17 protein-coding genes are annotated in these 18724 nt (G+C 37.2%); 1 reads left to right on the top strand and 16 read right to left on the bottom strand.

Features of this window, described 5'->3' with window-relative positions:
• Positions 1-47: 47 nt before the first annotated feature.
• The 11 genes from DKL56_RS04675 to DKL56_RS04725 all read right to left on the bottom strand — a co-directional run bounded on the left by DKL56_RS04675 (position 48) and on the right by DKL56_RS04725 (position 13317).
• The gene (locus tag DKL56_RS04675; protein WP_109715592.1) at positions 48-1811 is read right to left on the bottom strand and encodes an oligopeptide ABC transporter substrate-binding protein; all 1764 of its coding nucleotides are present in this window, start codon (positions 1809-1811) and stop codon (positions 48-50) included.
• A gap of 192 nt (positions 1812-2003) precedes the next feature.
• Positions 2004-3776, bottom strand: coding sequence for an oligopeptide ABC transporter substrate-binding protein (locus DKL56_RS04680; RefSeq protein ID WP_109715593.1), 1773 nt, complete (start codon positions 3774-3776; stop codon positions 2004-2006).
• A 167-nt stretch (positions 3777-3943) separates the two neighbouring features.
• Positions 3944-4864, bottom strand: coding sequence for an ABC transporter permease (locus tag DKL56_RS04685; RefSeq protein ID WP_074425163.1), 921 nt, complete (start codon positions 4862-4864; stop codon positions 3944-3946).
• A gap of 12 nt (positions 4865-4876) precedes the next feature.
• The gene (gene opp4B / locus DKL56_RS04690) at positions 4877-5836 is read right to left on the bottom strand and encodes an oligopeptide ABC transporter permease (RefSeq protein ID WP_046307121.1); all 960 of its coding nucleotides are present in this window, start codon (positions 5834-5836) and stop codon (positions 4877-4879) included.
• A gap of 2 nt (positions 5837-5838) precedes the next feature.
• Entirely contained in the window at positions 5839-6816 is a 978-nt protein-coding gene (locus DKL56_RS04695) for an ATP-binding cassette domain-containing protein (RefSeq protein ID WP_109715594.1), read from the bottom strand.
• A gap of 2 nt (positions 6817-6818) precedes the next feature.
• The gene (locus DKL56_RS04700; RefSeq protein WP_046307128.1) at positions 6819-7832 is read right to left on the bottom strand and encodes an ABC transporter ATP-binding protein; all 1014 of its coding nucleotides are present in this window, start codon (positions 7830-7832) and stop codon (positions 6819-6821) included.
• 121 nt (positions 7833-7953) lie between these two features.
• Positions 7954-8196 carry an acyl carrier protein gene (acpP, locus tag DKL56_RS04705; protein WP_109715595.1) on the bottom strand — a complete coding sequence of 81 codons (243 nt, stop codon included), beginning with the start codon at positions 8194-8196 and terminating at the stop codon, positions 7954-7956.
• A gap of 23 nt (positions 8197-8219) precedes the next feature.
• Positions 8220-9218, bottom strand: a complete 999-nt coding sequence (gene plsX, locus DKL56_RS04710) for a phosphate acyltransferase PlsX (protein WP_109715596.1) — start codon at positions 9216-9218, stop codon at positions 8220-8222.
• Positions 9219-9236: 18 nt separating this feature from the next.
• Positions 9237-11273: an ATP-dependent DNA helicase RecG gene (gene recG / locus DKL56_RS04715; RefSeq protein ID WP_109715597.1), complete on the bottom strand. Its 2037-nt coding sequence runs from the start codon at positions 11271-11273 to the stop codon at positions 9237-9239.
• 1 nt (position 11274) lies between these two features.
• On the bottom strand, positions 11275-12933 hold the full coding sequence (locus DKL56_RS04720) for a DAK2 domain-containing protein (protein ID WP_074425155.1): 1659 nt from the start codon (positions 12931-12933) through the stop codon (positions 11275-11277).
• A gap of 21 nt (positions 12934-12954) precedes the next feature.
• Positions 12955-13317 (bottom strand): Asp23/Gls24 family envelope stress response protein, encoded by a 363-nt coding sequence (locus tag DKL56_RS04725; protein ID WP_046307138.1) that lies wholly within the window; start codon positions 13315-13317, stop codon positions 12955-12957.
• A gap of 166 nt (positions 13318-13483) precedes the next feature.
• Here DKL56_RS04725 and rpmB point away from each other — a divergent pair, with 166 nt between their 5' ends.
• Positions 13484-13669, top strand: a complete 186-nt coding sequence (rpmB, locus tag DKL56_RS04730) for a 50S ribosomal protein L28 (RefSeq protein ID WP_046307139.1) — start codon at positions 13484-13486, stop codon at positions 13667-13669.
• A gap of 86 nt (positions 13670-13755) precedes the next feature.
• Here rpmB and DKL56_RS04735 read toward each other — a convergent pair whose 3' ends face one another.
• The 5 genes from DKL56_RS04735 to DKL56_RS04755 are packed head-to-tail and all read right to left on the bottom strand — an operon-like array spanning position 13756 to position 18724.
• Positions 13756-14448, bottom strand: a complete 693-nt coding sequence (locus DKL56_RS04735; protein ID WP_109715598.1) for a thiamine diphosphokinase — start codon at positions 14446-14448, stop codon at positions 13756-13758.
• Entirely contained in the window at positions 14448-15101 is a 654-nt protein-coding gene (rpe, locus tag DKL56_RS04740) for a ribulose-phosphate 3-epimerase (RefSeq protein ID WP_109715599.1), read from the bottom strand. Before rpe ends, DKL56_RS04735 begins: the two co-directional genes overlap by 1 nt.
• Positions 15102-15108: 7 nt before the next feature.
• Entirely contained in the window at positions 15109-16002 is an 894-nt protein-coding gene (gene rsgA, locus DKL56_RS04745; protein ID WP_109715600.1) for a ribosome small subunit-dependent GTPase A, read from the bottom strand.
• Complete coding sequence (pknB, locus tag DKL56_RS04750; protein WP_109715601.1) at positions 15999-17978, bottom strand: Stk1 family PASTA domain-containing Ser/Thr kinase; 1980 nt, start codon at positions 17976-17978, stop codon at positions 15999-16001. Before pknB ends, rsgA begins: the two co-directional genes overlap by 4 nt.
• On the bottom strand, positions 17975-18724 hold the full coding sequence (locus DKL56_RS04755) for a Stp1/IreP family PP2C-type Ser/Thr phosphatase (protein WP_109715602.1): 750 nt from the start codon (positions 18722-18724) through the stop codon (positions 17975-17977). The genes pknB and DKL56_RS04755 overlap by 4 nt, the downstream gene beginning before the upstream one ends.

Genomic DNA, 18724 nt, shown 5'->3' on the forward strand with positions numbered 1-18724 from the left:
CTTTTTCAAAAACAATAAAAAACTCGAGTTTTACTCGAGTTTTTTGCTTATTTAGCGTATGCAACTTCATACCAAATTGAATTAGAATGTGAAGGTTTTAATGTGTACCCTGTCAGCTTCTTATTAACAGCAGTAATTTCATACGAATTGTTAACTGGAACTACATAAGCTTCTTTATTCATATATTCTTGCCACTCATGAAATTTTTCAACTCTGTATTTGTGGTCAAATGCTTTTTGTGAATCTATTTCATTCAAAAGCTTAGTGTTTTCAGGAGTTACAAAACGACTGAAGTTAAATGGTGCACCTTCATTGTAAATATCAGCAGGTGAAGGTTCGCTTGACAAACTCCAAGAACCCATAAACATATCAACACCAGGATCGTCATTTTGGACCTTATCATAGAATGAGTTAATTTCTATTAAACGTCCATTATACAAGCTAACATTTAAACCAATTTTATGCCATTGTTGAATATAGTTTTGGATGATTGGTTCTTGGACAGCTGATCCTGCCATACCTAAGAATTTAATCTTTAAAGGCTTGCCATTTGGTTGAACACGCCACTTACCCTTCTTCTTATAGCCAGCTTTGTCCAAAATTTCATTTGCCTTTTTAAGGTTGTAGTTATAACCTTTAGCATCTTTGTCAAAGTAATCGCCAAATGGCGCTGGAATCAAAGTTGGAATATGGAAGTTTAAGTCACTATTGTACTTCTTGTTAACTTGATCTATGTTCATGGCATATGCCATAGCCTGACGAAGAGACCTGTTACTCATTTTGCTCTTTGGATTCATGACGTTCTTACTTGTCTTAGCGTCAAATTTACCAACTTTGAAAGCCAAATAACTATATGACAATGGAATCTTTGCTATAAAATTAACACCTTTAGCATCTTTGGTTTGCTTCCATTGAGAGTTAATTACCTTAGCAACATCAAACTTATGGCTCTTAATTGCTTGAGTTGTGGAATTAGTTGAAACGACTTGGCAAACAATCTTATCCAATTTTGGTTTACCACGCCAATAGTACTTATTAGGAACCCAAGTTGCTGACTGTCCACGAACTAGTTTGTCCAACTTATAAGGGCCAAAGTACAAAGGCTTTTTTCTGACCTCATCTGAAGATTCAAGTTTGTCAAAAGGAACATTTTTCAAATAATGATACGGTGCAGCGCCTTCCCAATAATAATCATTTCCACTATACGCCATGCCGGGCTTGATGGAATCGAAGTGTAAAACCATTGTTCTACCGTTTTCACCATCTGGTAATTCGATTCCGGAGATTGTTTTAGCTTTTCCCTCATGGTATTCTTTCAGCCCTTTAAGAGCCTCTAATTTGGTTGAATATCGTTGTGCCTTAGTTTTTGCATTACCTAAAATCTCATATGAATATTCCATGTCCTTAGCGGTTACTTGCTTACCATCTGACCACTTAACGCCCTTTTTGATTGTAATGGTGATGGTCTTTTTATTTTTGTCCAATTTCATTGTAGCAGGACCGTCATCAGTTATCTTGTAGTAGTCATCAGTTGCAAATAATGATTCCTCACCTGGAGAAGCAACTTGAGCATCAAAACTAGTGACAGACAGTTCATCTAAAAAAATCCCTGTGAACGGGGTATCTGTTTCCAATGCCACCCGTACAGTGCCGCCTTGTTTAGCTTCTTTTTTGGGCATTGCACTAGGAAAACGACTTGCTGTTTTTGCATTATTAGTGTTGTCCGCATTATTGTTTTTGCCACATGCTACCAAAGTCAACGCAGCAAGGCTCAACATTCCTGCCGATCCAGCTAGTTTTGCTCTTTTCATAAAAGTACTCCTTCAAATTCAGAATTAAAATTAGTTTTGTTAAAATTATATGAATAAATTAAACGTGTCAATCACTTTTATTAATATTATTTTAATTTTATTAAAAATGTCAACCGGTAGTTCTGTTTTTAAAATAAAATAGCAAATAAAAACACCCCAAGATAATATCTTGAGGTATTGCCATAAACTTAGTTATTTAGTAAAGCCAACTTTATACCATAATTGGTGTCCATTTGAATTTTCAGATGGATTTGTTGAGTAGCCAGTTATCTTTTTATTAACAGCTATTACTTTGTATGAGTTATCTAGAGGAATTACGTAAGCCTCGTCATTCATGTAATCTTGCCATTCATGGAACTTATCTACACGGTAGCTATGATTGAATGATTTTTGCGAATCAATTTCTTTCAATAGTTTATTGTTCTTTGGCGTAACAAATCTAGTGTAGTTCATTGGAGAAGTTTCACCATAAAGCGCTGCTGGCGATGGCTCACTCGCTAAACTCCAGCCAGCCATGAACACATCAACTTGAGGGTTGTCGTTTTGAATCTTATCATAGAATGAATTAAATTCACTCAAACGGCCACCGACAAGCTTTACATTCAAGCCAACTTTTTGCCATTGTTGAATATAGTTTTGAACGGTTGGCTCTTGAACAGAACTACCGGTCATTGCCAAGAAGTTAATGGTTAATGGCTTACCGTTAGGTTGAACACGCCATTTACCTTTCTTCTTATAGCCAGCCTTATCAAGTAGCTGATTTGCCTTTTTCAAGTTATAATCATAACCTTTGGCACTTTTATCGTAGTAATCACCAAATTGAGCAGGGATTAGAGTTGGGATGCGGAAGCTTAAACCAGAAGTATAATGTTGATCAACAGATGAAACATTCATTGTATAGCCCATAGCTTGACGCAATGCCTTGTTATTCATCTTTGCTTTAGGATTAGTAACATTCTTGCCTTGCTTATCGTCCCATTTACCTACTTTAAAGCCTAAGTAGTGATAGCTAAGAGGGATTTGCGCTACAAAGTTAACATTTTTAGTATCCTTAACTTCATTCCATTGTGAATTAACTACTTCTGTAACATCAAATTTATTACTTTTAATACTTTGCGAAATTGAGTTATCGGAAACTACCTGTGAAACGATTTTTGCTAGTTTTGGTTCACCACGCCAATAGTACTTATTAGGAACCCAAGTAACTGATTGTCCACGGACAATTTTTTGAACTTTAAACGGACCAAAGAACATCGGCTTCTTTCTGATTTGATCAGATGATTGTAATTTATCAAAAGGAATATCCTTCAAATAGTGGTATGGCGCTGCTGATTCCCAGAAGTAACCATTACCACTGTAAAGCATCCCTGGTTTCATTTCTTTGAAGTGCAAAACAATAGTTCTACCTGACTCACCGTCTGGCATTTCAATTCCTGAAATTGTTTTGGCTTTTCCATCATGGTACTCTTTCATACCAACAATTTCTTCAAATTGACTGCTATATCTTTGTGCCTTTGTTTTCTTGTTTGCTAAGATTTCATATGGGTATTCGAGGTCCTTAGCATTTACTTGCTTACCATCAGACCACTTCACACCCTTTTTCACTGTAATTGTAATTGTTTTAGCTTTTCGGTCTAGTTTAAAAGTTGCTGGACCTTTATTAGTGATTTTGTAGCTGTCGTCAGTATCAAATAATGATTCCTCACCAGGTTCAGCTACTGAACTATCAATTGCAGTAGTCGATAATTCATCTGAAAAAATACCAGTAAATGGTGTATCTGTTTTAATAGCGTACTTTAAAGTACCACCTTGCTTAGCCTCTTTTTCTGGCACTGCTTGAGGAAATTTACTTGCCGTCTTAGCATTTTCATCATTAGCAGTATTATTACTTTTACCACAGGCTACTAGTGTCAAAGCCGCAGCAGACACTAAACCTATGGAACGAAGAATTTTTGACTTATTCATAATTATTTAAAAACTCCTATCTAATCAATGAATAATAAATTCCCGTATGTTCTTGGAATAAGCTAATGTAATAATTTTAACATATTTACCGCTAGTTTTAAATGTGACCACTTCCTACTCTTTTTCACTGCAACAAAAAAGACTTGCTCTCACAAGTCTTTTTATTTTTAGTTTTCACGTTGTCTTGCATCACCTGCACGTTGTAATGCTCGACCTACATAGTTAATACTAAGTGAAATAGCTAACAGCATAACCGTTGCTGGAAGCCACAACCAAGGCCGACTAACAACATTAACTGGGTCATTTGCAAAGCCAATTAATGTACCGAGTGAAGGCACAGAAGATGGTAAACCGTAATCGATGAATGAAAGAGTTGTTTCAACACCAATGTTACTTGCAATTGCAATAACAACGTCGATGATAATCATTGAGGTAATGTTAGGTAACACTTCACGGAACATAATCTTAAAGTCAGACGAGCCAGAAGTCTTTGACGCTAACACATAATCACGACCTCGTTGGGAAAGAATGAAGGCCCTAAAATACCTTGCCGTTCCAGTCCAACCAAACATTGAAATTATCCAAACCAAACTCAACGGGCTATAGTGAGGAATAACTGTTACCAAAACAATTTCGATTGGCATTACAGGTAAAACTTGGATAAAATCAACAATTCTCATGATAATTGCATCAATGTAACCACCATAATAACCTGAAACTAGTCCGACAACCAAACCGACAACTTCACAGATAGCAGTAACACCCATACCAATAAGAATTGAGTTACGTCCACCCATAATCAATAGTTTTACAATATCACGACCACCGTCGTCAGTACCTAATAAGTGTCCATTGGTTCCCCAACCATAGTAGGCATCAATAATGTTAGTTTCAGTAACCTTTTCGGCGTTCAAGAAAAGTGAACCACCAAAGGTAAATAGTAAAATTGCAATTATAACAATAAATGCAGTTAAAGCAACTTTGTCTTTAAAAATTTCTCGCGCAATCACTTTAATGCTTGAAGCAGGAGCAGAAACTTTTTTCTTGTTAACTTCTTCGGTTGAAGTGTTTTCTTTCTTTTCAGACATTTCTTTTCCTCCTTACTTAATTCTGATTCGTGGGTCAACTATACTCATAATAATATCTGATAATAAATTACCGAGTAAAGTAAGAATACCAAAGATTAAAATTAATGCTGTTAAGGTTGTGTAATCACGTTGACCAATTGAGTCAAGGAACAATTTACCCATTCCTGGATAACTGAAGACTGACTCAACGATCATTGACCCACTTAATAATCCAGTAATTGTTGTACCAAATGAAGAGGCAATTGGTAAAAGTGAGTTACGTAAAATGTGCTTACGGAAAACAACATTTTCTGGAACACCCTTACTATGGGCTGTACGAACGTAATCTTCAACCTTATTATCAACAATACCAGTTCTTAAATACTGTACAATTGAAGTGGTTGTAATTAAGGCAACCAAGCAAGCAGGTAAAATAATGTGATAGATTTGACTACCTAAAGTACCCCAGAAACCAGAAGCATTAGGTGACACAGAACCTGAGATTGGGAACCAACCTAAAGTAAAACCAAATAGCCAAATTCCTAAGATGTAGAAGACAAATGGTGGTACCGCAAAAGTTACATAGTTAAAAATTTGAACTGCTTGATCTTGCCATTCGTCTTGGTGACGACCAGCGGTAATGCCCAAAGGAATTGAGATTCCATAACTTATGGTAGTAGTTAACAGCGCGAGCCAAAAAGTATTTACAGCACGGTCAGCAATTAGTGAAGTTACTGGAACATGTTGGATATAACTAGTACCTAAGTCACCTTTAAATAAGTTACCAACCCAGCGACCATATTGCACTGGTATCGGATCGTACAAACCAGCAGCACGTTTTAAAGCCTCAAGTTGTTTTGGATCAGTATTAGGATTAATTTGGCCACTAAATGGGTCTCCAGGCATCATTTTAGCTAAGAAGAAGATCAAAATACTCAAGATAATCACCTGAGGAATCATGATTAATACTCGTCTTAAGACTGTTTTCCACATTATTAATTTCTCCCTTCTTCTTTTAGCTCTTCACGTTCAAGTTCATCTTTTGGCAAAGCAACCCAGTGCTTACCTGAAACTTGTTGCAGTGGGAAGACACGACCTTCTTGATCGTACCACTTACTTTGGTCATTTTGAAATTCTTGATCGACTTCTTCACGATGCTTTTTGTTTTCTGCACGGTGTTCAACGTCAACAACAGGAATTGCTGAAAGCAACCGCTTAGTATAGATATGCATTGGATGGTTGTAGATGTCCTCACGACTACCAATTTCTACTAGACGACCACGGTGCATAATAGCCAAGTTTTCAGACATGTGCTTAACAACACCTAAGTCATGAGAAATAAACAAATATGCAATGTTATATTGCTGTTGGATATGCTTCATAAAGTTCAAAACCTGCGCCTGAACCGACAAATCCAAAGCACTTGTTGGCTCATCGGCAACAATCAACCTTGGATTTGTTGCAACCGCACGTGCAACACCAATTCTTTGTCTCTGACCACCAGAAAATTCATGTGGGTACTTATAAATTGAGTCACTTGGCATACCAACGATGTCCAATAACTCTTGTACACGATCACGTTCTTGATCAGTGGTTAAATTCTCAAAATTACGAATTGGTTCAGCAATAATGTCTTCGATTCGCTTTCTGGGATTCAAACTAGACATTGAATCCTGAAAGATCATTTGGACATCTTTGTTATAGTTTAACTTACGACGATTCTTAGACTTTGTAATATCAACATCATGATAAATAATTTCGCCGCTTGTTACTGGTTCAACACCAACAATTGCTTTTCCAGTTGTTGACTTACCGGAACCTGACTCACCAATTAAGCCATATGTTTCACCTTCGTTAATAGTGATGCTGACACCATCAACCGCACGAACATAATCAGTAATACGATTCCAAAAACCAGATCTAATTGGATAGTGTACCTTTAAATCTTTTACTTGAATAATTTCTTTTGCCATAATTACTCCCCACTTGCTTCAGAATCATCAAAGTGGAACGTCTTCCAGCATGTACATCTTACCCAGTGACCTGGCTCAACTTCATGCATGACTGGTTCCTTTTCATGGGCACTCGCAGGAATCCACGGAATTCTATCCGCAAAACGATCCCCTTCACGTGGCATGTTTATCAATGATGGAACGGTTCCATGAATAACGTGTAAATCTTCATCTGTATCATCAGATTGAGGCATAGAGTTCAATAATGAACGTGTATATGGGTGTAACGGATTGTTGAAAATTGTCTTAACGTCTGCTTTTTCAACTACTTGACCGGCATACATAACAGCGACTTCATCAGCTGTTTCTGCCACAACACCCAAGTCGTGCGTAATCAAAATAATGCCTGAATGAGATTGTCTTTGAATATCTTCAAGTAAATCAAGAATTTGTGCTTGAATAGTTACATCCAAGGCTGTAGTCGGCTCGTCAGCAATAATAACTTCTGGTTTGCAGGCAATTGCCATGGCAATCACGATACGTTGACGCAAGCCACCTGAAAGTTCGAAGGGATACATTGAGTATGTTTCTTCCGGCTTTGGCATACCAACTTGATTGAACAATTCGATAACGCGTTCATGACGTTCTTTTTCATTCATATCGGTGTGGTAGTATAGAGTTTCTGCAACTTGGTCGCCTACACGCATAAGTGGGTTTAAACTGGCTAGTGGATCCTGGAAGATCATACCAATCTTATTTCCACGAATCTTATCAAATAGAGATTCATTTAAACCGACCAGGTTTAATTCATTATATAGAATATCTCCAGTTACTTTTGTATTTTTATGGTCATATAAACCAATAATACTTGCGGCTATTGTACTCTTACCACAGCCAGATTCACCAACGACTGATAAAATTTCATCTCGCTTCAGAGTAATGTTGACATCGTCTGCTGCATCGTAAAACTTTCCGTTTAGACGATAAGCAGTATGAAGATGCTGGATATCTAGCAAGAGATCACTTTGTTTTTCCAAAGGCCATTTCCCCTCTCAATTTTTCAACAAGTTTATTAAAGATACTTAATAAATTTATTTAATTTCTAATTATATACATCAAAATGGCTATATGCAAATATCAACCTGAAATTTGTTGAAATTAATTTTGATGTGAAGCAATGTAACTAACTGCATCGCCAACTGTTTTTATCTTTTCAGCATCTTCATCAGAAATTTCTGCACCAAATTCATCTTCTAATTGTAAAATGAACTCTACTAAGTCAATTGAGTCAGCATCTAAATCAGTTGTAAAATTAGTTTCTTCTGTAATCTTGTCTTTAGAGACTTCAAAATTATCGGCTAAAATGTCCTTTATTTTAGTAAAAATTTCTTGTTCAGTCATTATCAATTCTCCTTTATTACTTTTTATTTATCAGTAGCAAATTCAGCCCTAAATTTGTCAATAATATTCTCTTTTAATATTTTATCGACCTGTTTAATTGTAAAATAGACTGCTCGCTGGTCTGAACGTCCATGAGTCTTTACTACAGGGGCATCCAGGCCTAGTAAAACTGCTCCACCGTACTTATCAACGTCAAATTTTGAAACTAAACCTTTCAAGGCATTTTTTATTAATAAAGCACCAATTTTAACCAAAAAACCACTATTTAGCAAATTGTCTTTTAATAAATGAATTAGAACTGAAGACGTTCCTTCAATGTTCTTTAAGACGGCATTACCTGTAAAACCATCTGTTGCGACAACATCGGCTTTACCATCTAAAAGTTCATTTCCTTCAATATTACCAATGAAGTTTAACTCACTATCAAGCAATAATTGATAGGCTTCTTGATGAACATCATCACCCTTATCACTTTCAGACCCATTGTTAAGAAGGGCAACGCGTGGATTTCTAATACCGCGTACTTTTTCAGCATAATATGATGCCATTTTAGCCCAATTAAGGATGTACTCAGGTTTGGTCTTGGCATTTGCCCCAACATCAATCATGTTAAAACCATCGTCTGAATTTTTAACAGGTAAAGTTGGCATAAATCCTGGACGAGCAATCCCCTTAATCCGACCAATAATAAAAATACCACTAGCCAGAATTGAACCAGAATTTCCTAATGATAAAAGTGCGTCCGCTTTTCCCTGCTTAATATACTGCGCTGCGACAACCAAAGAAGAATCTTTCTTTGTCCTGATTGCTTTAACAGGTTCATCCTCATCATTAATAACTTCTGTTGTACCAACTATCTCTATTTGGTCAGTATCGGAACCGACCAGTTTTTTAATTTTTGCTTGGTCACCAAATAAAATAAATTTGGTTTCTTTTAATTCTGTTTTTGCCTGCAAAACGGCTTGGACAATGGCTTCTGGCGCATTTTCGCCACCCATTGCATCAATTGCAATTGTTCTCATTTATTTCCACAATCTTTTCTAAGTACGTTCTTGCTGTAATTTTTTATATTCTATCACTTGTTTTAAATTTTTGTGCTCACTATCAGATAATTCTGGATCTTTTTCAACTATATTGTTGGCTACTTGTTGAGCCACAACCATTGTTTCGTAGTTGTTGACCACATTTCCTACCTGAAATTCTGGCAAACCAGATTGTGCACGCCCGAAAAGATCACCTTCACCACGAAGCTTTAAGTCTTCTTCGGCCAGTTTAAAGCCATCGGTTGTTGATGCAATTATTTTCATTCGCGCCTTCCCGGCTTCCGTTTTTGGATCTGCTAAAAAGACACAATAGCTTTGCGTTTTTCCACGTCCAATTCGGCCACGAAGTTGGTGCAACTGACTAATTCCAAAACGATCGGCATTGTAGATAATCATTAAATTTGCATTGGCGACATCGACTCCAACTTCAATCACACTAGTAGTAACTAAAATGTTAATCTCACCAGCTGCAAACTCTGACATAATTTCTTCTTTTTTTGTTCCCGGCATTTGGCCGTGAAGAAGTTCAACACGTTGATCAGGAAAATCATGGCTTAGCTTTTCAAAAAGTTCCTCTGCATTTTTTAAATCAAGCGCTTCAGATTCAGTAATCAGTGGAGTAACCGCGTAAATCTGAAAATATTGCTCCAGCTGCTCGCGCATTAGACGATAAACATCACTCATCTGGTTGCCAGTCTTCCAAAAGGACTTAATTTGCTTTCGGCCCGCCGGAAGATGACGAATTTCTGAAACAGAAGTTTCGCCATAAACTGTTAAGGCTAGGGTTCTTGGAATTGGAGTTGCAGTCATTGCCAAAGTATCAGGTGCATTACCCTTATTAATCAGAGCTTGACGTTGTCCAACTCCAAAGCGGTGTTGCTCATCAATAATTACGAGTCCTAGGCTTTTAAAAATAACACTTGGTTGAATTAATGCATGAGTTCCAACAACCACATTGATAGTGCCATCAGTCAATTCACGATATATTTCTCGACGCTCGAGTGTCTTAGTAGTTCCAGTTAAAAGTGCTGTCCTAACTCCAAACGGCCGCAAAAGATCATCTATCTTCTTAAAATGTTGCGTAGCTAAGATTTCTGTTGGCACCATTAAAACTGCTTGAAACCCCGCAGTAACAGCTGCATACATCGCATAGATTGCAACAATCGTTTTACCTGACCCAACATCCCCTTGCAGCAAGCGATTCATTTGCTTAGTAGAATGCAAATCAGCAAAGATTTCATTTATAACCCTTTTTTGATCATCTGAAAGATCAAATGGCAATGCTTTGGTCAGTTCATTGATTTCTTCCAAATCATACTTTTTTGCTATTCCAGTATTTTTAGAATTATGTCTAGTTAATTCAGCAAGTTCTGTTTGGAAAATAAAAAATTCGCGGAAAATTGCGCTTCTTTTCGCTAATTCTGCTTCACGGCCATTTTTTGGATGATGCATTTGCAAAATTATTTGTTGCTCGGGAAGTAAGCGATACTTTTGACGAATTGGTTTGGGAACGATATCCATTACGTCTGGCAAAAAATCCTCCAAAGCTAAATCTATCAACTCAACGAGCTTCTTTTGCCTAATATGATGGTTAACCGAATATATCGGAGCCATTCCGCTGTCATTTTCCTTTGCAGCAACAAATTTAAAGCCAGCCAAACTTTGCCTTGCAAGGTTGTATTTGCCATAAACTGCTACTTCTTTTCCAACTTCAATTTTCTCTTTTAGCCATGGCTGATTAAAAAAATTGACCAAGATTACATCATGGTCAATTCTCATTTTGAAACTAAGTCTGCTTTTTTTGTAACCAAATCTGCTAACAAAGGCATCAGTCGCAACAATCCCTTTTAGCATTACCTTTTGACCATCCATGATCTGATCAAGTGGTATCGTCTGCAATTCATCGTAGCGAAATGGAAAATAAAATAACAAATCATATATGCTATATATTCCTAAGCTACCAAGAGCAGCAGCAGTTTTTGTTCCTACGCCTTTTAAATTGGTCACAGGAGCAAATAGTTTGTTTGCATCCATTTTACTCTACAGAAATCAAGAAATTATAAACTGGTTGCCCACCATTGTGCACTTCAAATTCAAGATCGTCGTGCTTTTCTTCTAGCGCAGAAACAACTTGATTGGCCTCTTCTTTGTTAGAATCACGACCAAACATCACAGTAATAATTTCTGAATCCTCATCAAGCATTTTTTCAACCATATCAACGGTAGATTGAACTAGATCTTTTTCAGCAACTTGAATATCACCATCAATAATACCTAAAAAATCATTTTCATGGATTTCAATACCATTGATTGTTGTATCACGGTTAGCTTTAGTAACTTCTCCTGAAACGACATCTTCAAGTGAATCAGTCATATTATCAACGTTGTTTTCCAATGTATCATCTGCATCAAAAGACAGCATTGCAGTTAGTCCTTGCGAAATTGTCTTAGTAGGTACAATGCCAACTGGAATATCGCTAACTTCTGCTGCTTGTTTTGCTGCCATTACGATGTTGCCATTGTTAGGTAAAACGATTGCCTTCTTGGCTCCTGATTTCTTAATTGCATCGATAATGTCTTGAGTAGAGGGATTCATTGTTTGTCCACCAGAAATAATCCGGTTTACCCCTTCACTTTCAAACAGCTTACGGATACCGTTACCAGAAGCAACTGCGATTACAGCAAAGTCAACACTTTCTTGCTGTTCTTCGCTATTGTTAACAATCGTCTCGTGTTGAATACGCATGTTATCAATTTTGATTTTACCTAATTGCCCAAATTGGCTGCCATATTCAAAAATTGCACCTGGGTGCTCAGTATGAATATGAACTTTAGCTACTTCATCATCAGAAACAGCTAAAAGCGAATCACCTAATTTAGATAAATGATCTCTAAATTCTTCAAGGTTAAATGGCTTTTTATCAGGTATATCAGCAGTCAAATCAACCATAATTTCTGTACAATAACCATGGTCAATATCTTGAGTAGCTAATTGTGATTGAACGGATTGATGGTGCATGGCATTAATCATTTCATCCATTTCACCTTCATCTGGTTGGTAGCGATCTGCAAAATCTTCGCCAAGAAGTCCTTCCAAAAATCCCTCATAGATAAAGAGCAAGCCCTGTCCACCAGAATCAACTACACCAACTTGTTTTAAAACAGGTAACAAATCAGGTGTTGTCTTCAAAGCTGCTTTGGCACCTTCGACAATCGCCTTCATTACTTCTTCAACATCGTCCGTCTCATTGGCCTTATTAGCACCTTCTTGAGCTGCTACACGGGCAACAGTTAAAATTGTACCTTCGACTGGCTTCATCACAGCCTTATAAGCTGTAGCAACACCATTAGAAAAGGCATTTGCAAGTTCTTGAGCGTTTAAAGTCTGCATTCCTTGAGTAGCTTTGTACACACCTCTAAAGAGCTGGGAAGAAATAACACCACTGTTACCACGGGCACCCATTAGCATCCCTTTAGCTAAGCTTTCGGTTAGATCTCCGACACTATTACTTGGGTTTTCGCTAACTGCCTTTGCTCCGCTTTCAATAGTTAAATTCATGTTTGTTCCAGTATCACCATCAGGAACTGGAAAAACATTCAAGGAGTTAATAAACTCTGCATTTCGACCAAGTCTGTGTGTTGCCACACGAACCATGTCTCTGAACTTTTTACTATCTATTTCCTTTAAAACCAAAATTTATAACCTCCGCTTGAGTTATTCGTCAAGCACTTTAACACTTTGAACGATGACATTAACAGCCTTAGTATCAATTCCAAGTTGATTCTTCAAATTGAATTTAACGCTAGTTTGTACGTTGCGGCTAACTTCAGAAATTTTTAGTCCGTAGCCCACAATAATATAAACATCAACCGTAATACTATTATCTTCTGACTTAACAACAACACCACGTTTATAGTTTGCTCGATTAAGAATTCCGTCAAAGCCATCACGAATGGCATTCTTAGATGCCATCCCAACAACACCGTAATTGGATGTAGCTGCACTACCAACAACAGTTGCAATTACTCCGTTTGAAATATCAATCAAACCATCTTTTGTTTTGATTTTAACAGCCATGTTTATCCTCCGAATCATTGTTCTCAATATTATGAATCTATTTTATCATAGTAATCAAGTAATAATACAAAAATCCATTTATAAAAAATACTTTTCAGGTTGCAATGATTTAGAGAATATGCTATCTTAACTAAGTATGAAAACACAAATAAAGGGGGTTTAGCAAATGGCAAAAGATTATATCACTGGTAAAAAGACCACTTTTGGTAACACACGTTCACACTCACTGAATTCATCACGTCGTACGTGGAAGCCAAACCTTCAAAAAGTTCGTATTCTTGTTGATGGTAAACCAAAGCGCGTATGGGTATCAACTAAGACTTTAAAGTCTGGTAAAGTTACTCGTGCCTAATAAATGGACTGACAAATAGTTTGTCGGTCTTTTTTTTGTACTTAAAAAGCCACTTTCTCTTTTAAGCTGAGTAAGTGGCTTTTTCTTTATTTTTGAATGTTTTGAAAACGGTCAAGATCACGCGATTGGATTATTGCAATTAACCCCTTCTTAAATGATACATTAAACGTGTCCTGTTTATGCAAAAACTCGTTTGAACTGAGGGAAACTGGATTAGTATTTGAATAGCCAGCAAGATTATACTTGGCGTTTGAGATATTCAGTTCCTGTACTTCATTCAATGGAGCGACACCAAAATAAGTGTAATTTTCTATACGTTTAACAACATGCTTGCCTGGGTTTAAAAATGAAATATAATTTTGCTGATCAATTATTTGTACCTTTTCAGCATATTGCCTGAATTCAGGTTTTAGCAGCATGAATAAATTAGTCAAAAAATGATCTAGTCTTCCACCAGTTGCACCAATTAAAGATAGTGAGTCGACGCAATAATCATCAAAAGCATAATGCAAAGCAAGTTCGGTATCGGTTAAGTCTTTTTCAGGCACTGAGTAACGAATATCAGAAACAGTCTGATTAATCCGCAATAGCTCTTCTTTTTTCAGAGAATCAAAATCACCTACCGCAAGATCAGGAGTTAAATTTAATTCTTCCAATAACAAACTTCCTCGATCGACACCAATAATAAAAGTTCCTTTTTCACGAGCTTTTACTAGTTTATCCTTTATATCAATAGGCCAAGAAATATTTGGACCGCCTAATAGTGCAATAGCCTTCATTATTCTTCAACAGCTTTTTCTAATTTTTCAATTTGGAATTGGATACTCTTTTGGCAGAATAAATACGACCCCGCAACAAAAATATTAGCTCCTGCTTCCTTAGCCAGTTGAGCAGTTTGGTCATTAATACCACCATCAACCTCAATCGGAACCCTTCCTGCTAAAAGTTCATTCGCTTCTTTAATTCGCTCACATGAGTCCAAAATAAATTTTTGTCCACCAAATCCCGGATAAACAGTCATCATTAAGACCTGATCTATTTTAGCTTGGAATTTTTCTAAAACTGAAACAGGTGTATCAGGATTAAGAACGATGCCGGCCTTTATCCCATTTGAATGTAAAAAATCAATCCAGTGATTCAGCTTTTCTTCAGTCATTGCTTCATAATGAAGCAAGATTAAATCTGCTTTTGCTTTAGCAAATTCTGGTACCAAAACATCAGGATTATTACTCATTAAGTGAACTTCTGCTTCTAAATCAGGAAATTCAGCTTTAAAATCACTAACTAGCTGCGGGCCAAATGACAGATTTGGTACAAAATGGCCGTCCATAATATCAATATGAAAACGCGTAATCCCATTTTCAGCAGCAGTGGCAATATCATCCTTCAAATTCAAATTATTAATATTTAGAATTGATGGTGCAATCATTATTGTCTCCTTATTTTAAATACTCTGGCATCCTACCATTCTCAATTTCTGAGCGCATCTGTAAATAATTCTCATAACGGCTTTGTGTGATTTCCTGCTTTTCAACCAGATTTTTGACCTCGCATTTAGGTTCCTTGATATGTTGGCAGCCACGAAACTTGCATTTAACACTTGCTCGTTTAAATTCAACAAAGTAATTACATAAATCATTAATCTTAATTGGTGTAAAGTCAATCGCAGAAAAGCCTGGTGTATCAGCTAAAAAGCCCTCACCAAGTGGGAACAGTTGAACTGTTCTAGTAGTATGCTTACCACGGTTCAAACTGGTAGAAATTGCAGCAGTTTCCTGCTCTATATCTTGTTTCAGATGATTAATCAATGTTGATTTTCCAGCACCAGATTGACCAGCCAGAGTCCAAATTTGTTGAGACTCAATTGCTGACGGCAATTTCTTTGCCAGTTCTTCCCATTGGTAAAAAACTGGATAGCCTATTTTTACGTAGTAAGACAAACTAGCTTTAATTTCGGCCAATTTTTCTTCATCGACCAAATCGCTTTTTGAAAGATAAATACTAACTGCAACTTTTTGCCAAGAAAAGAAGGTTAGATACCTATCTAATAATTGAAGCGAAAAATCAGGCTCAACAGCTGAAATCACCAGTAAAACATGATCTACATTTGCTAGTGCAGGACGGCCAATCAAGTTAACTCGAGGCAGGATTTCTGTTAAATAGCTTGTACCCTGCTCGTCTACTTGAATTTTTACATGGTCACCAACAGTGGGCTTTTCCTTATTTTTACGGAAAAGTCCTCGCGCTCTTGTGCGAACAATTTGGTTTCCAGTTTGAACATCATAAAAACCAGAAATTAGTCCAACAACTATCCCATCAGTTTGTTTAATCATCTATTTACCTTTTCGTTTAGTATAGTTTGACCATCCCTGACAACACGTAATTCACCTGCTCCATCCTTTAACGAAAATGGAATTGAGAAGTTCATGTCTCTTTTTATGTACAAATCACGGTAAATATTATTAATTGAGTGATCGTCATCAGAAACATAGATTTGAATGTGATTACCTCTTCTGTTAGGCGAATCATCATCATCATTATCTTGATACGTTACTGTAAATGTTTTAATCGCAGTATGGTCTCGTTCAATTTTTGGACCCTCAGAAACACTAACCATTATTGTACTTCCGTGAGGGACATGTGTTCCAGGGGCAGGACTCATGGAAATAACCATGCCCTTCTTTACTTTCTTTGAATAAGCAGGACTGACTTGCAAAATCAAATCATGCCGACGAACATATTCTTGAACTTCTCGCAGAGTGTAATCTTTAAAATCTGGAAGCTTAACAGTATCATTTTTTTCGTGATCATCTTGTCCCTTTGAAACGACCAAGGTGATCGTTGTTTCCGCTGGCTTTACTTCTACTCCAGCAGCAATACTTTGCGAAACCACATGATCAATTGGAACGCTATCAGAAAATTGGTTTTCGCGGATAACGTCAAAACCCATTTTTTCTAGTTTAGCAACCGCTACTTGATACGAATCGCCTGACACATCCGGCACTTTAGCCATTCCAACGCCATCAGAAACTTTTAAGTCAACAAATCTGCCTTTTTTTGTCATTCTACCGGCTGGTGGTGATGTTGAAATAACTTTACCTCGACCAATTCGCTCTGAATTTTGATGCCTTATTCTACCAACCTTCAAACCGACTTGTTCAATTTTTTGGCGCGCAGATTCTTCGGATAAATTAGTAACATCTGGAATTCTTACTTCACTTTGACTGTTATTGGTAACAACTAAAAGCAATAAACCAACCACTAAAACAGCTGCCAGACCCATAAAAAGCCACCACCATTTATGAGTTTTTAATGTCTGCAAAAAATTGCCTTTTGTTGAGGACTTATTATTTTTATCGTCTAATGTCTCTTCTTTTACTTGATTACTATCTTCTCGCTGACGATTAGCCTTAAAATCAGGTAAAATTATAGTTTCATCATCACTTGTGCCATGTGTTGGTACAAAAACAGGTTCATTAACTCGAGCAGGATCCAAGCTAGTGTCAATATCTGCACGCATTGCGCTCGCTGAAGCATAGCGATCCCGCGGATCCTTAGCGGTTGCTTTTAACACAACATTTTCTAGAGCTTGCGGAACCTTCGCATCTTTTTCTTTAATCGATGGAATTGGCTCTTGGGCATGTTTAAGAGCAATCGCGACTGCAGAGTCACCATTAAATGGAACTGAGCCAGTTATCAGCTCATAGAGAATGATTCCAAGTGAGTAAATATCTGATTGTTTAGTAATTAACCCACCACGTGTCTGTTCAGGAGACATGTAATGCACTGAACCGAGCGCAGAGTTTGTCTGCGTAATTGAATTTTGGTTTAATGCAACTGCTATGCCAAAATCGGCGATTTTAATATTACCGTGTTTATCCATCAAAATATTTTGTGGCTTTAAATCACGGTGTATCACATTATGCTTATGCGCCAATGTCATTGCACTAAGTATTTGATCCATAATTCGAATCACATCATGCAAATTAAGTGGTGAATTCTGAATAATATAGTCTTTTAAATCAGGTCCATCTACGTACTCCATTACCATGTATGGCAAGCCCTGATCAGTGCCCACATCTAAAACCATCACAATATTAGGATGACTTAATTCACTGGTAGCTAGCGCTTCACGTTGAAAGCGTGCTACAGTTTGCGGCTCTTTTTGTAGATCTAGCCTTAAAATTTTAACGGCAACTTTCCGCTGTAAAATGATGTCTTCAGCTAAATAGACATTTGCCATTCCGCCTTCACCTAATGTATCGATTATGCGATAGCGGTCGCCTAATAAATAGCCTTTATTAATCAACGTGAGCCACCACCTTCATTTAGGACTAGACAAACGGTGATGTTATCGCCGCCACCAAGACGATTTGCTTCATTAATTAGCTTATGGCAGCGGTCTTTGAGTGATAGATCCTTAGTGGCTAAAATTTGTTGAATTTGCGGATCAGTCAAAGAACTGGTTAGGCCATCTGTACACAGCAAAATAAGGTCGTCATCATTGAAGGGGATTTCACGAAACTCAGGATCAATTGTGCTTGAAACGCCAAGTGACTGCGTAATGATATTTTTTTGCGGATGGGTTAAAGCCTGCTGCTTAGTAATTTGCCCCATTTTAACTAGTTCATTAACAAGAGAATGGTCTTCAACTAGTTGAACAAATTTTCCTTCTGCATAACCGTAAGCACGTGAATCACCCAAATGAGCAATCAAAGCTTGATGGTCAAACACAACTGCCAAAACAATTGTAGTGCCCATTCCATTTAAATCAGGAAAACGATCTGCTGTGCGCAAAATCGTTTCATTTTCAGAGCTTAATTGGACATCAAGCCATTTATGAGCATTTGCACAATCACTGAAATCGGTCTCGCTAAAGCTGTGACCTAAATGGCTAACAGCCATGGTTGAGGCAACGTCACCACCTTGGTGACCACCCATGCCATCACAAACGATTGCCATCGTCGCTCCACTTTTGTTTTTAAAAACTTGTACAAAATCTTGGTTGCTTTTACGTATTCGTCCAATACTTGAAGCAAATGCTGTTTTAATCAA

The organism is Lactobacillus apis (assembly GCF_003150935.1).
Classification (GTDB): Bacteria; Bacillota; Bacilli; order Lactobacillales; family Lactobacillaceae; genus Lactobacillus; species Lactobacillus apis.

Bases quoted from the DNA above. Each gene is read 5' to 3' on its own strand.
- DKL56_RS04675 (WP_109715592.1), bottom strand. From the start codon at position 1,811: ATGAAAAGAGCAAAACTAGCTGGATCGGCAGGAATGTTGAGCCTTGCT.
- DKL56_RS04680 (WP_109715593.1), bottom strand. From the start codon at position 3,776: ATGAATAAGTCAAAAATTCTTCGTTCCATAGGTTTAGTGTCTGCTGCG.
- DKL56_RS04685 (WP_074425163.1), bottom strand. From the start codon at position 4,864: ATGTCTGAAAAGAAAGAAAACACTTCAACCGAAGAAGTTAACAAGAAA.
- opp4B (WP_046307121.1), bottom strand. From the start codon at position 5,836: ATGTGGAAAACAGTCTTAAGACGAGTATTAATCATGATTCCTCAGGTG.
- DKL56_RS04695 (WP_109715594.1), bottom strand. From the start codon at position 6,816: ATGGCAAAAGAAATTATTCAAGTAAAAGATTTAAAGGTACACTATCCA.
- acpP (WP_109715595.1), bottom strand. From the start codon at position 8,196: ATGACTGAACAAGAAATTTTTACTAAAATAAAGGACATTTTAGCCGAT.
- plsX (WP_109715596.1), bottom strand. From the start codon at position 9,218: ATGAGAACAATTGCAATTGATGCAATGGGTGGCGAAAATGCGCCAGAA.
- recG (WP_109715597.1), bottom strand. From the start codon at position 11,273: ATGGATGCAAACAAACTATTTGCTCCTGTGACCAATTTAAAAGGCGTA.
- DKL56_RS04725 (WP_046307138.1), bottom strand. From the start codon at position 13,317: ATGGCTGTTAAAATCAAAACAAAAGATGGTTTGATTGATATTTCAAAC.
- rpmB (WP_046307139.1), top strand. From the start codon at position 13,484: ATGGCAAAAGATTATATCACTGGTAAAAAGACCACTTTTGGTAACACA.
- DKL56_RS04735 (WP_109715598.1), bottom strand. From the start codon at position 14,448: ATGAAGGCTATTGCACTATTAGGCGGTCCAAATATTTCTTGGCCTATT.
- rsgA (WP_109715600.1), bottom strand. From the start codon at position 16,002: ATGATTAAACAAACTGATGGGATAGTTGTTGGACTAATTTCTGGTTTT.